Annotated in this window: 16 protein-coding genes; 9 read left to right on the plus strand and 7 right to left on the minus strand. The window is 73.7% G+C overall.

What is annotated here, in order from left to right; genetic code table 11:
• Positions 1–9: 9 nt before the first annotated feature.
• The 3 genes from mctP to LO771_RS10765 all read right to left on the minus strand — a co-directional run bounded on the left by mctP (position 10) and on the right by LO771_RS10765 (position 2,982).
• Positions 10–1,644: a monocarboxylate uptake permease MctP gene (mctP, locus tag LO771_RS10755; protein WP_230650449.1), complete on the minus strand. Its 1,635-nt coding sequence runs from the start codon at positions 1,642–1,644 to the stop codon at positions 10–12.
• On the minus strand, positions 1,641–1,931 hold the full coding sequence (locus tag LO771_RS10760; RefSeq protein ID WP_230650452.1) for a DUF3311 domain-containing protein: 291 nt from the start codon (positions 1,929–1,931) through the stop codon (positions 1,641–1,643). Before LO771_RS10760 ends, mctP begins: the two co-directional genes overlap by 4 nt.
• 232 nt (positions 1,932–2,163) lie before the next feature.
• Positions 2,164–2,982, minus strand: coding sequence for a GntR family transcriptional regulator (locus LO771_RS10765; protein WP_230650455.1), 819 nt, complete (start codon positions 2,980–2,982; stop codon positions 2,164–2,166).
• Positions 2,983–3,269: 287 nt separating this feature from the next.
• On the opposite strand from LO771_RS10765, the gene LO771_RS10770 reads away from it, so the two are divergent.
• The 6 genes from LO771_RS10770 (at position 3,270) to LO771_RS10795 (ending at position 9,861) form a co-directional block, all read left to right on the plus strand.
• Positions 3,270–4,565 (plus strand): extracellular solute-binding protein, encoded by a 1,296-nt coding sequence (locus tag LO771_RS10770; protein WP_230650458.1) that lies wholly within the window; start codon positions 3,270–3,272, stop codon positions 4,563–4,565.
• Positions 4,566–4,685: 120 nt separating this feature from the next.
• Positions 4,686–5,735, plus strand: a complete 1,050-nt coding sequence (locus LO771_RS10775; protein WP_230650461.1) for a carbohydrate ABC transporter permease — start codon at positions 4,686–4,688, stop codon at positions 5,733–5,735.
• Between the two features lie 2 nt (positions 5,736–5,737).
• Positions 5,738–6,628 (plus strand): carbohydrate ABC transporter permease, encoded by an 891-nt coding sequence (locus LO771_RS10780; protein WP_230650464.1) that lies wholly within the window; start codon positions 5,738–5,740, stop codon positions 6,626–6,628.
• A 6-nt stretch (positions 6,629–6,634) separates the two neighbouring features.
• Positions 6,635–8,191, plus strand: coding sequence for a glycoside hydrolase family 3 protein (locus tag LO771_RS10785; protein ID WP_230650467.1), 1,557 nt, complete (start codon positions 6,635–6,637; stop codon positions 8,189–8,191).
• A 26-nt stretch (positions 8,192–8,217) separates the two neighbouring features.
• Positions 8,218–9,279, plus strand: a complete 1,062-nt coding sequence (locus tag LO771_RS10790) for an SIS domain-containing protein (RefSeq protein ID WP_230650470.1) — start codon at positions 8,218–8,220, stop codon at positions 9,277–9,279.
• Positions 9,280–9,417: 138 nt separating this feature from the next.
• Positions 9,418–9,861 (plus strand): type II toxin-antitoxin system PemK/MazF family toxin, encoded by a 444-nt coding sequence (locus LO771_RS10795; RefSeq protein ID WP_230650988.1) that lies wholly within the window; start codon positions 9,418–9,420, stop codon positions 9,859–9,861.
• A 213-nt stretch (positions 9,862–10,074) separates the two neighbouring features.
• On the opposite strand, the gene LO771_RS10800 is transcribed toward LO771_RS10795, so the two are convergent.
• Positions 10,075–10,566 (minus strand): ATP-binding protein, encoded by a 492-nt coding sequence (locus LO771_RS10800; protein ID WP_230650473.1) that lies wholly within the window; start codon positions 10,564–10,566, stop codon positions 10,075–10,077.
• A gap of 181 nt (positions 10,567–10,747) precedes the next feature.
• On the opposite strand from LO771_RS10800, the gene LO771_RS10805 reads away from it, so the two are divergent.
• Positions 10,748–10,981 (plus strand): DUF397 domain-containing protein, encoded by a 234-nt coding sequence (locus tag LO771_RS10805; protein ID WP_230650476.1) that lies wholly within the window; start codon positions 10,748–10,750, stop codon positions 10,979–10,981.
• 71 nt (positions 10,982–11,052) lie between these two features.
• Positions 11,053–11,964 (plus strand): helix-turn-helix transcriptional regulator, encoded by a 912-nt coding sequence (locus LO771_RS10810; RefSeq protein ID WP_230650478.1) that lies wholly within the window; start codon positions 11,053–11,055, stop codon positions 11,962–11,964.
• Between the two features lie 82 nt (positions 11,965–12,046).
• On the opposite strand, the gene LO771_RS10815 is transcribed toward LO771_RS10810, so the two are convergent.
• The gene (locus tag LO771_RS10815) at positions 12,047–12,856 is read right to left on the minus strand and encodes an SAM-dependent methyltransferase (RefSeq protein ID WP_230650480.1); all 810 of its coding nucleotides are present in this window, start codon (positions 12,854–12,856) and stop codon (positions 12,047–12,049) included.
• Positions 12,857–13,453: 597 nt separating this feature from the next.
• Here LO771_RS10815 and LO771_RS10820 point away from each other — a divergent pair.
• Positions 13,454–14,983 carry a sensor histidine kinase gene (locus LO771_RS10820; RefSeq protein WP_230650482.1) on the plus strand — a complete coding sequence of 510 codons (1,530 nt, stop codon included), beginning with the start codon at positions 13,454–13,456 and terminating at the stop codon, positions 14,981–14,983.
• A gap of 444 nt (positions 14,984–15,427) precedes the next feature.
• Here the strand turns inward: LO771_RS10820 and LO771_RS10825 are convergent, their stop codons facing one another.
• Both LO771_RS10825 and LO771_RS10830 read right to left on the minus strand, forming a co-directional pair.
• Positions 15,428–15,679, minus strand: coding sequence for a WhiB family transcriptional regulator (locus tag LO771_RS10825; protein ID WP_014138019.1), 252 nt, complete (start codon positions 15,677–15,679; stop codon positions 15,428–15,430).
• Between the two features lie 340 nt (positions 15,680–16,019).
• Positions 16,020–16,967, minus strand: coding sequence for a diacylglycerol kinase family protein (locus LO771_RS10830; protein ID WP_230650484.1), 948 nt, complete (start codon positions 16,965–16,967; stop codon positions 16,020–16,022).
• Positions 16,968–17,005 lie beyond the last annotated feature (38 nt).

Consider the following 17,005-nt stretch of genomic DNA (forward strand, 5'->3'; position numbering starts at 1 on the left):
GCCCGCTGCTCAGCCCGCCGGTGCCACCAGGGTCTTCTCCTCGACCACCCCGGGGTCGCCCGCCTCGGCGGTGTAGTCGCCCGATGCGGTCTCGTCCACGCCCTCCGGCGCCTTCGCGGCCCGCAGCACCAGGGTGAGCACGAAGGCGACGGCGAGGTTGAGGACGAAGGCGGTGAGGCCGATGTACCCGATCTCGCCGATCACGGGGATCGCGGTGGAGCTGCCGCCGAAGTGCTTCGTGGTGGGCGAGGCGACGCCGTACGCCTTCCAGGTGCCGTACGCCATGCCCGCGGCCCAGCCCGCGAGCAGCGCCCAGCGGTGGAACCAGCGGGTGAACAGCCCGGCCACGATGGAGACGAACGTCTGGAGGATCCAGATGCCGCCCAGCAGCTGCAGGTTGATCGCGAACTGCTTGTCCATGCCGAGGACGAAGGCCAGCGCGCCGACCTTCACCAGCAGCGACACCGCCTTGGAGACCTGGGTCTCCTGCGCCGGGGTGGCGTCCGGCTTCAGGAACTCCTTGTAGACGTTGCGGGTGAAGAGGTTGGCCGCGGCGATCGACATGATCGCGGCGGGGACCAGGGCGCCGATGCCGATCGCCGCGAAGGCGACCCCGGCGAACCAGCTCGGGAACATGTCCTCGAAGAGCTGCGGCACCGCCAGCTGGGCGTTGTAGCCCTTGACGCCGGAGCCCACGCCCGCCTTGATCGCCATGAAGCCGAGCAGGGCCAGGAAGCCCAGCATCAGCGAGTAGGCGGGCATGATGGCGGTGTTGCGGCGCACGGTGTCCCGCGACCTGGACGCCAGCACGCCGGTGACCGAGTGCGGGTACATGAAGAGGGCCATGGCCGAGCCGAGCGCCAGCGTGGCGTACCCCCACTGCGCCTGGGGTCCGCTGACCAGCGACCCGACCGGTTTGCCGGTGGCCGGGTTGACCGCGGAGAACTTGTGCGCGGCCGCGTCGAAGATCTGTCCGTACCCGCCCAGCCTCATCGGGATGTAGACCACCGCGACGATGATCACCAGGTACACCAGGGTGTCCTTGACGAAGGCGATCAGCGCCGGGGCCCGCAGGCCCGAGGAGTAGGTGTAGGCGGCCAGCACCGCGAAGGCGACGAAGAGCGGCAGGTCCTTGACGAACCAGTTGGCCGACGCGCCGCCGCCCACCCCCAGCACGTCCAGCACCGCCTGGATGCCGACCAGCTGGAGCGCGATGTACGGCATGGTGGCGAGGATGCCGGTGAGCGCCACCGCCAGCGACAGCCCGCGCGAGCCGTAGCGGCCGCGCACGAAGTCGGCGGGGGTGACGTAGCCGTGCCGGTGGGAGACCGACCACAGCCGCGGCAGGAAGAGGAAGACCAGCGGGTAGGCGATGATCGTGTACGGCACCGCGAAGAACCCGGCGGCCCCCGCGCCGTAGATCACCGCGGGCACCGCGACGAAGGTGTACGCCGTGTACAGGTCGCCGCCCAGCAGGAACCAGGTGACCCAGGTGCCGAAGGACCGGCCGCCGAGCCCCCACTCGTCCAGGTGGAGCGCGTTGTCGGCCCGCCGCCAGCGGGCGGCCAGGAAGCCCATCACGGTCACGGCCGCGAAGAACAGCACGAAGACCGTGAGCGCGACGGTGTTGACGCCGTCCTTCACCGTGCGTCACCCCCGCCCCGGACCCGGCGCTGCCGCTCCTCGCGGCGCACCAGCAGGTAGGCGGAGACGGTGAGCAGCGCGGAGAGCGGCACCCACAGCAGCTGGTACCAGTAGAAGAACGGCACCCCGCCGAGGTCCGGCGAGGTGTCGGCGTACGAGGACACCCACAGGGTGGCGACGAAGGGCGCGACCAGGCAGAGCCCGGCCAGCACGCGGACGGGGGTGACGACGGGCGGTCGGCCGGGGGGCGCCTGGGCCTCCGGCGTCTCGGTCGGTGTGTCGGTCATGAGCGGCTCCGGCATCGGGAGCACCGCGGCGCCGCAGCGCGCGGGCGGGCCCGCGCGCCCGCCGAGCGGCGCCGCCGGTGGTCGTCAGGTGGGACGGCCGGAATCTAGGTCATCGCAGTGGCCATGTCACCGGTTCGCGCACGGAATCGCCTGTACGGGCAGGACGAACCGGGGCACAAGCCGCACGCGCGCCGCCCGGTGCGCCTCCGCGCCGTCCCCGGCCCGCCCGGGCTCACTCCTCGGGGCGCTTCAGCCGGGCCACGAACTTGTACCGGTCGCCCCGGTACAGCGACCGGACCCACTCCACGGGCTCCCCGTCCGCGGCGTAGGAGTGCCGGGAGAGCAGCAGCATCGGCAGCCCCACGTCCGAGCCGAGCAGCTCGGCCTCGCGCGGGGTCGCCAGGGAGGTCTCGATGGTCTCCTCGGCCTCGGCGACGGTGACGCCGTACACCTCGCGCAGGGCGGTGTAGAGCGAGTCGTGCTTCACCAGGTTGCGGCGCAGGGCGGGGAACCGCCTGGCGGACAGGTGGGCGGCCTCGATCGCCATCGGGTCGCCGTTGGCCAGCCGCAGCCGCTCGATGCGCAGCACGCGGCTGCCGGGCCGGATGTCGAGCAGCTCCGCGAGCCGGTCGTCGGCGGTGACGTAGCCGACGTCCAGCAGCCGGGAGGCGGGCTCCAGGCCCTGGGCGCGCATGTCCTCGGTGTACGAGGTGAGCTGGAGGGCCTGGGCCACCTTGGGCTTGGCGACGAAGGTGCCCTTGCCCTGGATGCGCTCCAGCCGGCCCTCGACCACCAGCTCCTGGAGCGCCTGCCGCACGGTGGTCCGGGAGGTGTCGAACTCGGCGGCGAGGGTGCGCTCCGGGGGGACCGGGGTGCCGGACGGCAGCCGGTCCGTCATCTCCAGCAGGTGCTTCTTCAGGCGGTAGTACTTCGGCACCCGTGCGGCGGGGCGGTCCGCGCCGCCGGGGCCGCCGGGCTCCCGCCCGCCCTCCGGGGCCGCCGGCCCCGGTGCCGTCGCCAGGGGCCGCGCCGTCCCCCCGTCGGTGGTCATCGCCGTCCTCATCCCCGTTCCGCCGTCGCCGGCCCGTCGGTACCGCCTGGGTGCCCATCGTTGCACGCCGCCGGGGCCCCCGGCCTCCCCCTCCGCCCCGGGCCGCGGGGGCGGGTGTCGGCTTGGTAACGGCTGCTTCCCATTCGCGGCCGGAGCGTTGACACTCGCATTGGTCTAGGCCAAGCTCCCGGTACTGGTCTAAACCACTGAGGACCAGCACCACAATCCCCGGCCCATCCACGGAGTGTCTGCGATGGGGGGAGTTCGGGCATCCCGAGGAGGACGGCGTGAAGCGTCAGCTCATTGCGGCGGTCGGTGTCGCAGCCATGGTGGTCGGCGTCGCGGCCTGCGGCTCCGACGCCAAGGGCGGCAAGACGGGCGACAGCGCGGGCAAGTCGCCCAAGTCCATCACGGTGTGGCTCACCGTCGACGCCCAGAACAACTGGCCGGAGCTGGTGAAGGCCGCCGACGACGCCCTCGTGGCCAAGCACCCGGGCCTGACGGTCAAGCACGAGTACTACGCCTGGACCGACAAGAACACCAAGCTCGACGCCGTGCTCGCCACCGACAAGGCCCCCGACGTGGTCGAGATGGGCAACACCGAGATGCTGCCCTACATGATCAAGGGCGCCTTCGCGGAGCTCGACGCCTCGAAGTTCGAGAACAGCGGCGCCTGGCTGGACGGCCTCAAGCTCTCGGCGACCTACCAGGACAAGACCTACGGCGTCCCGTACTACGCGGGCTCCCGCGTCGCCACCTGGCGCAAGGACGTCGCCGCGGCCGCCGGCGTCAAGGACGTGCCGAAGACCTACGCCGACCTGACCGCCGACCTCGACAGGATCCAGAAGAAGAACGGCGACAAGTTCTCCGCCTGGTACCAGCCCTCCCGCGACTGGTACACCGCGATGTCCTTCGTCGCCGACGCCGGCGGCGCCATCGCCAAGCCCGGCTCCGACGGCAAGTGGAAGTCCTCCCTCTCCGAGCCGGCCGCCGTCCAGGGCCTGAAGGCGTGGAAGGACGCCCTCGGGAAGTACATGCACGGCGACCTCACCAAGGACGAGGCCGACCGCTACATCGTCTACGGCCAGGGCAAGTCCGCCATGATCTACGGCGCGTCCTGGGAGGGCGGCGCGGCCGCCGACCCGAAGCAGGACAAGACCGGCGGCAAGCTCAAGGACAACCTGGTCTCCTTCGTGATGCCCGGCCCGTCCGGCAAGGCCCTGCCGACCTTCCTCGGCGGCTCCGACCTGGCCGTCCCGGTCAAGTCGCAGGCCAAGGACCTCGCCTCCGAGTGGATCGCGGCCTTCACCGGCACCAAGAGCGAGGAGGGGCTGATCGGCAAGGGCAACCTGCCGAACAACAAGACCCAGCTCGCCCCGCTCAAGGCCGACCCGAAGACCGAGGCCACCGCCACCGCCGCCGAGATCAGCTGGTTCGTGCCGACCGCGCCGGGCTGGCTGCAGGTCGAGAAGCAGCAGGTCCTGCAGAACGCCCTCCAGGACATCGCGACCGGCAAGAAGTCGGTGGAGGACGCGGCCAAGGCCGCCGACACCGCGATCGACCAGGTCATCAACAACGCCTGACCCTCCCGGAAGGGGCCCGCCGCGCGGCGGGCCCCTTCCGGCCGGTCCCGCCGGCCCCACCCCTCCCGCCGGACGCGCCCCGCAGGCGCGGCCGCGTGAGGCACAGCTGAGGAGCACGTGATGAGTGCCGCCCAGACCACCCCCGAGCAGTCGACCCCCGGGCAGACGGCCACCGGGCGGACGGCCCCGGAGCACACGGCCGCCGCCGCGGCCCCGCCGCCGCGGACCGCGAAGGCGTCCCCGGCCGGCCGGGCGCCGGGCTCCGGCCTGCGCCGGCGCCTCACCGGCGCCGCGCTCCCGTGGACGCTGCTGGCCCCGACCCTGCTGGTCCTGCTCCTGGTGCTGGGCTACCCGCTGACCCGGCTGGTGGTCCTGTCCTTCCAGAGGTTCGGGCAGTCCCAGCTGTGGGGCTTCCAGCCCGCGGAGTGGGTCGGGTTCGACAACTTCGCGGCCGTCCTCGGCGACGGCGTGTTCTGGTCCGTCGTCCTGCGGACGGTGCTCTTCACCACGGGTGCGGTCGTCCTCACCATGGTGCTCGGCATGCTGGTCGCGCTGCTCCTGGTGCGGGTCTCGACCTGGGTGAAGACGCTGGTCAACATCGCCCTGGTGGCGAGCTGGTCGATGCCGATCGTGGTCGCCGTCACCGTCTTCAAGTGGATGTTCGACAGCGACTACGGCGTCGCGAACTGGCTCCTCAGCCGGATCCCCGGCGTCGACCTCACGGGCCACAACTGGTTCACGAACAGCACCCAGGGCTTCCTCGTCATCACCGCCCTGGTGGTCTGGGGCGCCGTGCCCTTCGTCGCCATCACCCTGCACGCGGGCCTCACGCAGGTCCCCCGGGAGCTGGAGGAGGCCGCCCGCATGGACGGCGCGGGCGCCGCGGGCGTCTTCCGGCACGTCACCCTGCCGATCCTCAAGCCCGTCGTCGTCATGCTCACCACGCTCTCCGTCATCTGGGACATGGGCGTCTTCCCCCAGGTCTTCCTGATGCGCGGCGGCCACCCCGAGCCGGAGTACCAGCTCCTGACGACCTACTCCTACGACCGGGCGTTCGTCGCCAACGACTACGCCACCGGCTCCGCCATCGCCCTGGTCACCGTCCTGCTGCTGCTCGGCGTCGTCGCCGTCTACATGCGCCAGATGCTCACGATCGGAGAGGTGGAGTGACGATGACGCCGACGGCCCCCGCCGCCGAGGCGGCCCCGCCCGCCGCCGCCCGCCCCGCCCCGGCCCGGCGCCGCCGCCCCCGCGGCCGCGCCCTGTACAACGCCCTGGGCGTGCTCGTCGCCCTGGTCGCCGGCTTCCCGGTGTACTGGATGGTCAACACGGCCTTCAAGCCGGCCAAGGACGCCATCGACCCGGACCCGAAGTTCCTGCCCTGGCCGATGACGCTGGACAACGTCCGCCGGGCCTTCCAGATCTCCGACTTCTGGGGCCCGATCGGCCGCAGCCTGGTCATCGCGGCGAGCACGGTCGGCATCGGCCTGGTGGTCGGGCTGCTCGCCGCCCTCGCGATCTCGCGCTTCGCCTTCCGCGGCCGCAGGGCGGTCATCGTCGGCATCCTCACGGTCCAGATGGTCCCGCTGATCGCGATGATCATCCCGGTCTTCCTGATGCTCAACGACATCGGCCAGTACGACAAACTGACCGGGATCATCCTCACGTACCTGACCTTCATCCTCCCCTTCACGGTGTGGACGCTGCGCGGCTTCATCGTCAACATCCCCCGGGAGCTGGAGGAGTCGGCCATGGTCGACGGCTGCAGCCGCACCGGCGCCTTCGTCCGCGTCGTCTTCCCGCTGCTCGCCCCCGGCCTCGTGGCCACCGCCGTCTACGGCTTCATCCAGGCGTGGAACGAGTACCTCTACGCCCTGATGCTGCTCAGCAAGGAGCACCAGACCGCCCCCGTGTGGCTCGGCAACTTCACCACCCAGCACGGCACCGAGTACGCGCCCATGATGGCCGGCGCCACGCTGATGGCCGTCCCCGTCGTGGTCTTCTTCCTCCTCGTCCAGCGCAGGATCGCCTCCGGTCTGACCGCCGGCGCCGTGAAGGGCTGAAACCCCGTGAGCATCCTCGTCCCCACCGCCCCGCACGCGGACACCCTCCACCGCGACGCCCTGACGGTCCTCCAGCCCGGCTTCGTCGGCACCGCCCCGCCCGACTGGCTCCGCCGCCACCTGGCCGCCGGCCTCGGCTCCGTCGCCCTCTTCGCCCGCAACGTCACCGACCCGGGGCAGCTCGCCGCGCTCACCGCCGCCCTGCGCGAGGAGAACCCCGACGTCCTCGTCGCCATCGACGAGGAGGGCGGCGACGTCACCCGGCTGGAGGCCGGCTCCGGCTCCTCCTGGCCCGGCAACCTCGCCCTCGGCGCCGTCGACGACCCCGCCCTCACCCGCGACGTCGCCCGCGAGCTCGGCCGCGCCCTGGCCGCCTGCGGCGTCAACTACAACTGGGCGCCCTCCGCCGACGTCAACTCCAACCCCGGCAACCCCGTCATCGGGGTGCGCTCCTTCGGCGCCGACCCGGGCCTGTGCGCCCGGCACACCGCCGCCTGGGTCGAGGGCCTGCAGTCCGCCGGCGTCGCCGCCTGCGCCAAGCACTTCCCCGGCCACGGCGACACCGCCGTCGACTCCCACCACGGCCTGCCCGTCGTCGACGTCGACGTCGACCGGCTGCACTCCCGCGACCTGCTGCCCTTCAAGGCCGCGATCCGGGCCGGCGCCAAGGCCGTGATGACCGCCCACATCGTCGTCCCGGCCCTGGACACCGACCACCCCGCCACCCTCAGCCGCGCCGTCCTCCACGACCTGCTGCGCGCCGCCCCCGAGGACGGCGGCCTCGGCTACGACGGCCTCATCGTCACCGACGGCATCGAGATGGGCGCCATCGCCGACACCTACGGCACGGCCGAGGGGACCGTCCTCGCCCTCGCCGCCGGGGCCGACGCGATCTGCGTCGGCGGCGGCCTGGCCGACGAGGAGACCGTCCTGCACCTGCGGGACGCCGTCGTCGCCGCCGTCCGCGCCGGACGCATCCCCGAGCAGCGCCTCGCCGAGGCCGCCGACCGGGTCCGCCGGCTCGGCGCCTGGGCCCGCGCCCGCGCCGCCGCCGCCGTCCCCGTCGAACCCGACCTCGCCGTCGGCCTGCGCGCCGCCCGCCGCGCCCTGCGGGTCGTCCGCGCCCCCGGCCGGTCCTGGACGCCGGTCACCGAGCGCCCGTACGTGGCCTCCTTCTCCCCGGCGGCCAACATCGCCGTCGGCGACGCGACCCCCTGGGGCGTCGCCGGGATGCTCGCCGCCCGCCTCCCCGGCACCCGCACGCGGGGCATCGGCCCGGCCGACGCCGCCCCGGACCGGCGGGCGGCCCTCGTGGGGGAGGTGCTCGCCGAGGCGCAGGACCGTAGGATCGTCCTCGTCGTACGCGACGTGCACCGGCACGCCTGGATGGCTGCCGCTGTGGAGGACCTGCTCGCCGCCCGCCCCGACGCAGCCGTCGTCGAGATGGGCGTCCCGCAGGCCCCTCCCGTCGGGGCACTGCACGTCGCCACGCATGGAGCGGCCCGTGTGTGCGGACTGGCCGCCGTAGAGGTCCTCACCGGGCAGCCGCCCGCGCTGGGGTAGAACCACCTTCTCCGGAGGTCCACCAGATGTCCGACACGCACGCTGTCGCCCCCGTCCCCGGACGCGTCATGGCGGGGGAGATGGCCGAGCAGCCGGCTGTCCTGCAGCGCGTCCTCGACGAGGGCGCACCCCGCATCCGCGCGATCGCCGCCGAGATCGCGGCCCGCGGTCCCCGCTTCGTGCTCCTCACCGGCCGCGGCACCTCGGACAACGCCGCGCTGTACGCCAAGTACCTGGTCGAGATCCTGCTCGGCAGGCCCGCCGGGCTCACCTCGATGTCCACCACCACCGCCTACGGGGCCCGGCAGGACCTGCGGGACTGCCTGGTCGTCACCGTCAGCCAGTCCGGCGGCTCGCCCGACCTGGTCGCCTCCACCCGGGCCGCCCGCGAGGCGGGGGCGGTCACCCTGGCCGTCACCAACAACGCGGCCTCCCCGCTGGCCGAGGTCTCCGAGTACCACGTCGACGTGCTGGCCGGGCCGGAGAAGGCGCTGCCCGCGACCAAGACCTACACCGCCGAGCTGCTCGCCCTCTACCTCCTCGTCGAGGGCCTGCGCGGCGGCGACGGCGCCGCCGCCAAGGCGCTCCCCGAGCTGGCCGCGGGCGTGCTGGCCCGCCAGGACGAGGTGCGCGCGCTCGCCGAGCGGTACCGCTTCGCCCAGCGGCTCGTCCTCACCTCGCGTGGCTACGGCTACCCGACCGCCCGCGAGGCCGCGCTCAAGCTCATGGAGACCACCTACATCCCGGCCACCCCGTTCTCCGGCGCGGACCTGCTGCACGGCCCGCTGGCCATGGTGGACAACGTCTCGCCGGTGATCGCGGTCGTCCCCGACGGCAAGGGCGGCGAGGCCCTGCAGCCCGTGCTGGACCGGCTGCGCGGCCGGGGCGCCGACCTCGTCGTCGTCGGCCCGCAGGCGCAGGTCGACGCGGCCTCCGCGGGCTTCGCCCTCCCGGCGGGCGTCCCCGAGGAGCTCCAGCCGGTCCTGGAGATCCTGCCGCTCCAGCGGCTCGCGTACGAGGTCACGATCGCGCGCGGCCAGGACCCGGACGCGCCCCGCGCCCTCGCGAAGGTCACCGAGACCCACTGAGGGCGGCCGGCGCCCGCCGGGCCCGGGCCCCCGTCCGACGGGGGCCCGGGCCCGGCCCGCGGCGGCACGCCCCCGGCCGCCCCTGCGGCCGCCCCTTGCGGTCCGCCGGGAGGCCGTTAGCCTGGCCGCGTGACCGAGATGATCAGCAGTCAGCCCGACGTCCCCGGCCGCCGCGGCCCCTCCGCCACGGTCGAGGTCGAGCCCCTCGCCGTCGGCCCGGTGCGCACCGCGTACGCCCCCGACCACGACGGCGACCCGGACCCCGGCGAGATCGTGTGGACCTGGGTCCCCTACGAGGAGAACGACGGCCGCGGCAAGGACCGGCCCGTCCTGGTGGTGGCCCGCGAGGCGGGCGGGACCCTGCTGGCCGTGATGCTCTCCAGCAAGGAGCACGACGGGCAGCGCGACTGGGTGCCCATCGGCTCCGGCCCCTGGGACCGCACCGGCCGGGACTCCTGGGTGGCCCTCGACCGGGTCATGCGGGTCCACCCGGACGGCATGCGCCGCGAGGCCTGCGCGCTGGACCGGGCCCGCTTCAACCTGGTCGTGGACCACCTGCGGCTGCGCTACCGCTGGCGCTGAGCCCCCGCGGCGGCCGTCCGTCCCGGGGCGGCCGCCGGCCCGGCCGGGAGCAGGTCCGTCCGCTGGGGCCGCTGGGGCCGCTGAGGCCGCCGTGGACGCGGCGGCACGGGTCCGGAGGCCCGCCCGGCGCCCGGCCCGTCCGCGAGCCCGTCCGCGAGCCGCCCGCCCGGCAGCCGCCCGGCAGCCGCCCGGCGCGGGGCGGGGCGGGGCCGGTCAGGCGCAGGCGGCGGCCGACACGGTCGCCCAGACGGACTTCCCGTCCCGGGTCGGGGGGGTCCAGCCCCAGGCGCGGCTCAGCGCGCCGATCAGGTGCAGTCCGCGCCCCGACTCGGCGAAGCCGTCGGCCTGCCGGACGACCGGCACGTCGGTGCTGGGGTCGGAGACCGCGCAGAGGACCGTCCGGCCGCGGCGCAGCAGCCCCAGGCCGACCAGGTTGGGCGTGCCGGCCCCGCCGCGCGTGCCGCCCAGCCCGTGGCGGATCGCGTTGCTCAGCATCTCGGACACGATCACCTCGACGTCGTCGACGAGGTCGGGCATGTCCCAGCCCTGGAGGGTCGATCTGGTGAAGTGCCGGGCGACGCCCGCCGCCTGAAGGTCCCCGCTGAGCGCACAGGTCGCGAAGGTGCCGCTCTCTGCCGGTTCCTCGCCGCGCCCTCCGGGCAGCAGCGCGAGACCGGCCGGTCGAATCGCCGTATCCGCTGTCATCACGATCTCCGTGGCCCTTTCGGGCGTCTCGGGCGCGAACGGTGCCTGCGCGCTCCACTATCCACGCCCCACCCCTGTCGCTGCAAGCACATCTGCAATTACAGTCGTAAGCACACCGGTAAGAACATGCGCACGTGCAGATGCACGTGCAGACGATCGTGAGGACGAAGGAGCACCCCTCGTGGAGCAGATCCCCAACGGCGTGCAGGCCACCCGCATCCCGGGGGTGACCTGGAGGAAGAGCCGCCGCAGCAACCCCAACGGCAACTGCGTGGAGCTCGCCGCCCTCCCCGGGGGCGGCGCGGCCATCCGCAACTCCCGTGACCCCGAGGGCCCGGCGCTCGTCTACACACCCGAGGAGATCGCGGCCTTCATCGGCGGTGTGAAGGACGGCGACTTCGACGCGCTGGTCTGACCGGCCGCTGTACCTGACCCGTCGGCAGTGCAAGACTGAGCGCCTGCGCGCAGTCACCCAGGGGAGTCGGAATGACCGCCACGCGGCCGGGCGGCGAGCCGTCCATAAGGCGCTACCTCGAGCACCCTCGGGGCGGCCCGACGGTGCTCCGCATCGTGCTCGGCACCCAGCTCCGCAGGTTGCGCGAGCGCTCCGGCATCACCCGCGAGGCCGCCGGGGACGCGATCCGCGGCTCCCACGCGAAGATCAGCCGGCTGGAGCTGGGCCGGACGGGCTTCAAGGAGCGGGACGTCTCCGACCTGCTCACCCTCTACGGGGTGACCGACGAGGCGGAGCGGGCCGACTTCCTGGCGCTCGCCCGGCAGGCCAGTACGCCCGGCTGGTGGAACCGGTACAGCGACGTGCTGCCCAGCTGGTTCGAGACCCACATCGGCCTGGAGGAGGCCGCCTCGGTCATCCGGACCTACGAGGTCCAGTTCATCCCCGGCCTCCTGCAGACCGAGGAGTACGCCCGCGCCGTCGTCCGGCTCGGCCACCCCCGGTCCCCCGTGCCCGAGGTGGAGCGGCGCGTCCAGCTCCGGATGGAGCGCCAGAAGCTGCTGCGGGCCGAGGGCGCGCCCCGCCTGTGGGCGGTCATGGACGAGGCCTCGCTGCGGCGCCCGCTGGGCGGCCCGGCGATGATGCGCGCCCAGTTCGAGAGGCTGCTGGAGGCCGCGCGGCTCCCGAACGTCACGCTCCAGGTCGCGCCGTTCGAGGTCGGCGGCCTCGCCGCGGCCGGCGGGCCCATCACCATCCTGCGGTTCCAGGAGCCGGACCTGCCGGACATCGTCTACCTGGAGCAGCTGACCAGCGCCCTCTACCTGGACAAGCCGGACGACGTCGACAACTACCTGGCCGTGCTGGACCGCCTCTCCGCGGAGGCGTGCACGCCCCGGCAGACCGAGGAGTTCCTCCAGGGGCTGATCGACGCCGGCAGGGGCTGAGCCGGCGCCCCGGGCGTCCCGCCGGAGGCGGCGGCGCCCGGGGCGGGGACGCCGCCGCCCGCGCGGCGGGTCCGGGCGCCGGTCACGGCCTGCGGGCCACGCCCCCGAACTCGATCCACTCCCGGGTGAGCTGCTTCGGGCCGAGATCGGAGTCGGGCCGCCAGGTGGAGACCTCCACCAGGCCGGGCTCCAGGATCTCCAGCCCGTCGAAGAACCGCTCCACCTCGTGGGCCTGCCGGACCCGCCCCCACCGGCCCCCGGTGGACCGGTCCATGAAGTCGGTGACGAAGTCGCGGGTGGCCCTGTCCTCGCTGACCAGCTGGCAGACGACCAGGAAGCTGCCCGGGGCGAGCCGCTCGGCCACCCGCCGCACCAGGCCCGCCGGGTCGCTCTCGTCCGGGATGCAGTGCATCACCGACACGAAGAGGGCGGCGACCGGCTGGGAGAGGTCGATCAGCCGCCGCGCCTCGGGGTGGCCGAGGATCCCGTCGGTGTCCCGCATGTCCGCCTGGATGACGGCGGTGTTCTCGTTCTCCTCCAGCAGGGCGCGCCCGTGGGCCAGCACGATCGGGTCGCTGTCCACGTACAGCACGCGGGACGACGGGTCGACGCGCTGGGCGACCTGGTGGACGTTGTCCTGGGTGGGCAGGCCGGAGCCGTGGTCGACGAACTGCCGGATGCCGTACTCCTCCGCCAGCCGGCGCACCACCCGCTGCAGGAACCGCCGGTTGTTGACGGCCAGCACCTTGGTGCTGGGCACCACCTTGAGCAGTTCCTCGGACGCCTCGCGGTCGACGGCGTAGTTGTCCTTGCCGCCGAGGTAGTAGTCGTACATCCGGGCCACGCTGGGGACGGAGACGTCGACTCCGACGGGGGGTGCTTCCCGGTCCATGCGCGCTCCTCGCAGTCTCTCCGGCGCCGCCGGTGCTGGGTGCTGACGATCCGCCACATGGTAGGCGGAGCCGCCGCACGGCGAGGACCGGTCGGACGGATCTCCCCGATCCGCACACAAGCCGGAACGCGGACCGGAGGGCGGGCCGGAAGACGGTCCGGGAAACAGGGCGGGAAACAGGGCGGGAAACGGGGCGGGAAACGGTCCGGACAGCGGGCCGCAGGACGGTCCGGGACCCGACCTCGGCCGGGCGGCGGGGGCGCACGCCCGGACCGCGGCGCCGGGACGGGACCCTCGGCCCGCCCGGCACCGCGGTCCGCCGGTGCGGCCGGCCGCGCTGCCGGGGCGGGCTGTGCGGGGCCCGGTCCAGGCTGCGGCCGACCGGAGGGGCCGCGCGGTCAGGGCGGACGCGCGACGGACTCCTCCTCGGTGCACGCCCATAGTGGACTAGACCACTTGCGGCTGTCCAGGGGCCCCCGGGGAACAGGCCGGCAACACGCGGGGGACCGGCCGCGAACAGGCGGGGAGCCGGCCGGGGACCGCCCCGCGGACGGCTCCGGTGGGCACCCCTGCCGCACCGGCGGTTACGCTCGCAGCGTGCCCTCGCTCAACGAACTGGTCCGCCAGCACACCACCCTCACCGGCTCCGACGTGGAATGGCTCCACCTGCTGGTCTCGGAGTGGCAGCTCCTCTCCGACCTCTCCTTCGCCGACCTGGTGCTGTGGATCCCCACCCACGACGGCACCCGGTACGTCTCGGTCGCCCAGATGCGCCCGAACACCGGCCCCACCTCCCACCAGGACGACATGGTCGGCCACCTGGTGCCGCGCGGCCGCCGCCCGCTGCTGGACGCCGCCTACGACGAGGGCCGCATCGTGCGCGAGGGCGACCCGGAGTGGCGCGAGGAGGTGCCCGTCCGCGTCGAGTCCATCCCGGTCCGCCGTGAGGGGCGCGTCCTCGGCGTGATCGCCCGCAACACCAACCTGCTCACCGTCCGCACCCCCAGCCGGCTGGAGCTCACCTACCTGCAGAGCGCCTCCGACCTGGCCCAGATGATCGCCGCCGGCACCTTCCCCTTCCCCGGCGAGCAGGTCGACATGGACGCCGCCCCCCGGGCCGGCGACGGACTGATCCGGCTCGACGCCGACGGCATCGTCACCTACGCCAGCCCCAACGCGCTCTCCGCCTACCACCGCCTCGGCCTCACCGCCGACCTGGTCGGCTGCCACCTCGGCCGCACCACCGCCGAGCTGGTCCCGCCGTCCCGCGGCCCGGTCGACGAGGCCCTGGTGAAACTGGCCAGCGGCTGGGCCCCCCGCCAGACCGAGGTCGAGGCCAACGGCGGCGTCGTCCAGCTGCGCGCCATCCCGCTCAAGCCCAAGGGCGTCCACGTCGGCTCGCTGGTGCTGCTCCGGGACGTCACCGAACTCCGGCGCCGCGAGCGGGAACTGATGACCAAGGACGCCACCATCCGGGAGATCCACCACCGGGTGAAGAACAACCTGCAGACGGTGGCGGCGCTGCTGCGCCTGCAGTCCCGCCGGATGGACTCCGACCCGGCCCGGCTCGCGCTGGACGAGGCGGTGCGCCGGGTCGGCTCCATCGCCATCGTCCACGAGACGCTGTCGCAGACCCTGGACGAGCAGGTCGCCTTCGACGAGATCGCCGACCGGGTGCTGGCCATGGTGATGGAGCTCTCGCAGGACGGCCGGGTGGCCACCCGGCGCACCGGCTCCTTCGGGATCCTCTCGGCCGAGGTGGCGACGCCGCTGGCCATGGTCCTCACCGAGCTGCTGCAGAACGCGCTGGAGCACGCCTTCGGCACCAGGGCCTCGGGCAGCCTGGAGGTCTCCGCGCTGCGGGGCCGGGCGCCGTCGGCCGGGCCCGCCGGGCCGGAGGCCGGCCCGGCCGCCCGGGCCGCGGGCGGCCGGCTGCAGGAGTACCTGCTGATCACCGTGCAGGACGACGGCCGGGGGATGCCCGAGGGGTTCGACCCGCAGAGCGGCGGCAACCTCGGGCTGCAGATCGTCCGCACGCTCGCCGCGGGCGAGCTGGGCGGCACCTTCGACATGGTCGCCGCCCCGGGCGGCGGCACGAGGGTGGTGCTGGAGATCCCCGTCGGGTGAGGCCCGCGGGCCGGGGCCCCGGCCGGTGCGCCCAGTGCCGTGTGCTGCGCCCGGCGCCCGGCGCCCGGCTCCCGGCTCCCGGGGCGCTGTGCGTCCCGTGTCCGGCGCGGCGCGGCGTGTCCCGCCCGGCCGCCGGCCCCCGGGCCCGGTCCCCGGACACGAAACGAGGCCCTGCCGACCGGGGGGGGATGGGTCGGCAGGGCCTCTCGTCCTGCTCCGGCCGTCGGGGGGAGTCGGCCGGAACAGGGGCTCCTGGTCCGCGGCGCTGCCGCGGAGTGCGGGCCTGGCCCGTTGGGCGCCGCACGCGGCGGGCCCTCGTCAACGACGGTACCAAATGTCGCGACCGAACGGCGCCGCAGGGGTGCGGTGCGGTGGAAGGCGTCGGCCCCTCGGGGCCGTGCCTCTGATCAGGTGCTGATCACGTCCCCCCGGGTCGGGGGTGTCTCAGGCGGTGCGGGCGCGGTTGCGGGCGGCGCGGCGCTTCATGGCGCGACGCTCGTCCTCGCTCATGCCGCCCCACACGCCGGCGTCCTGACCGGTCTCCAGGGCCCACTGCAGGCACTGCTCCATGACCGGGCAGCGGCGGCACACGGCCTTGGCCTCCTCGATCTGCAGCAGCGCCGGACCGGTGTTACCGATCGGGAAGAACAGCTCGGGGTCCTCTTCCCGGCAGACAGCGCGGTGGCGCCAGTCCATGGTGGTCCAACTCCTCCTGTCGGCAGACGGTGATCCGCCGACACCTGTGGTTGCTTGTGAATGTGAACGCTTTCACGAATCCCGAGACGGCCAAAGGGGTCGACAGACACGTCGGCCCGTGAGGCTTGAGCTTTGGAGCAGGGGATTCGGGCGACTCCGGCGGATGTCCCGTTGCGGTCCGTCCCGATCGCCAAGTAGAGGTTCGCAAACCTGGGGCCCGGATACAACCCCCTTCGAGGAGGAATTTTTGATTCTTTGGTGTCGCCTCCATCACACCCTGTACTTCGATGGAGTGAAGGCGGGTTGCACGTTCGACTGCAAGGCCGAACGGCCTACCTGATCACACAATCACACGCAGTGCCCGGCGAACACCTGTGAAACTCACGTCCGTCCGCTCTCCAAGGTGGTCCCCGTCCACCTGGAACGGCACCGGTTCCTGCGAAACCAAGGTGAAGTGCCGCAGATCGTGGTAGGAGACCACGTGCCGGCCCCGCGGGCCGGCGCCGTCCCCGCGCAGCAGGCCGCGCGCGGTCCGGACCGTGCCCGCCACCGTCATCCGGTCCAGTGCGAACAGATCGAGCCCGGTGTCGAACGACGCCCTCGGCGACGGGTGCACCGGGCGGTTGCCCAGGAACGTCCAGGGCGAGGTGTTCGAGACTATGGAGAACACTAGCCCCGGGACGGGCTCCCCGCCGGGCACCCGCAGGGTGATCGGACCGGTCCTCCGCCGCTCACGCTCCGTGACGAAGTGCCGCAGCGCCTCGTTGACGTACAGGGCGTGGGTCGACCGGCGGCCCGCCCGGCGGCGTTCCTCCACCCGGCCCACCACGCCGGCGTCGAAACCCAGCCCCGCGCAGAAGGTGAACCAGCGGTCCGGCAGCCCCGGCGTCAACGCCTTGCCCAGGCCGATCACCCGCTCGCGGCCCGCCTCCAGCGCGTCCAGCAGCGCCCCGGTGGCCTCCACCGGGTCGTTGGGCAGGCCCAGGGTGCGGGCGAAGACGTTCGTGCTGCCGCCGGGCACCACGGCCAGGCGCGGCACCCGCTCCGAGGGGCCGTGGGCGAGGAGGCCGTTCACCACCTCGTTGACGGTGCCGTCGCCGCCGAGCGCGACGACCAGGTCCACCGCCCCGTCCGCGGCCGCCTGCTGCGCCAGCTCCCGGGCGTGGCCCCGGTGCGCGGTCGCCGCCACCTCCAGCTTGAGGTCGCTGGCGAGCGCGTGGGCCAGCACGTCCCTGGTCCGCGCACTGGTGGTGGTCGCCTTGGGGTTCACGACCAGGAGGGCACGCATGCCCCTCAGCGTACCTACCCGTCGGTACACGCCGGGCC

The sequence above is a fragment of the Streptacidiphilus sp. ASG 303 genome (assembly GCF_020991365.1).
Classification (GTDB): Bacteria; Actinomycetota; Actinomycetes; order Streptomycetales; family Streptomycetaceae; genus Peterkaempfera.

Bases quoted from the DNA above. Each gene is read 5' to 3' on its own strand.
- LO771_RS10830 (WP_230650484.1), bottom strand. From the start codon at position 16,967: ATGCGTGCCCTCCTGGTCGTGAACCCCAAGGCGACCACCACCAGTGCG.
- LO771_RS10760 (WP_230650452.1), bottom strand. From the start codon at position 1,931: ATGACCGACACACCGACCGAGACGCCGGAGGCCCAGGCGCCCCCCGGC.
- LO771_RS10795 (WP_230650988.1), top strand. From the start codon at position 9,418: ATGATCAGCAGTCAGCCCGACGTCCCCGGCCGCCGCGGCCCCTCCGCC.
- LO771_RS10815 (WP_230650480.1), bottom strand. From the start codon at position 12,856: ATGGACCGGGAAGCACCCCCCGTCGGAGTCGACGTCTCCGTCCCCAGC.
- LO771_RS10765 (WP_230650455.1), bottom strand. From the start codon at position 2,982: ATGACCACCGACGGGGGGACGGCGCGGCCCCTGGCGACGGCACCGGGG.
- LO771_RS10790 (WP_230650470.1), top strand. From the start codon at position 8,218: ATGTCCGACACGCACGCTGTCGCCCCCGTCCCCGGACGCGTCATGGCG.
- LO771_RS10780 (WP_230650464.1), top strand. From the start codon at position 5,738: ATGACGCCGACGGCCCCCGCCGCCGAGGCGGCCCCGCCCGCCGCCGCC.
- LO771_RS10810 (WP_230650478.1), top strand. From the start codon at position 11,053: ATGACCGCCACGCGGCCGGGCGGCGAGCCGTCCATAAGGCGCTACCTC.
- LO771_RS10825 (WP_014138019.1), bottom strand. From the start codon at position 15,679: ATGGACTGGCGCCACCGCGCTGTCTGCCGGGAAGAGGACCCCGAGCTG.
- LO771_RS10800 (WP_230650473.1), bottom strand. From the start codon at position 10,566: ATGACAGCGGATACGGCGATTCGACCGGCCGGTCTCGCGCTGCTGCCC.
- LO771_RS10775 (WP_230650461.1), top strand. From the start codon at position 4,686: ATGAGTGCCGCCCAGACCACCCCCGAGCAGTCGACCCCCGGGCAGACG.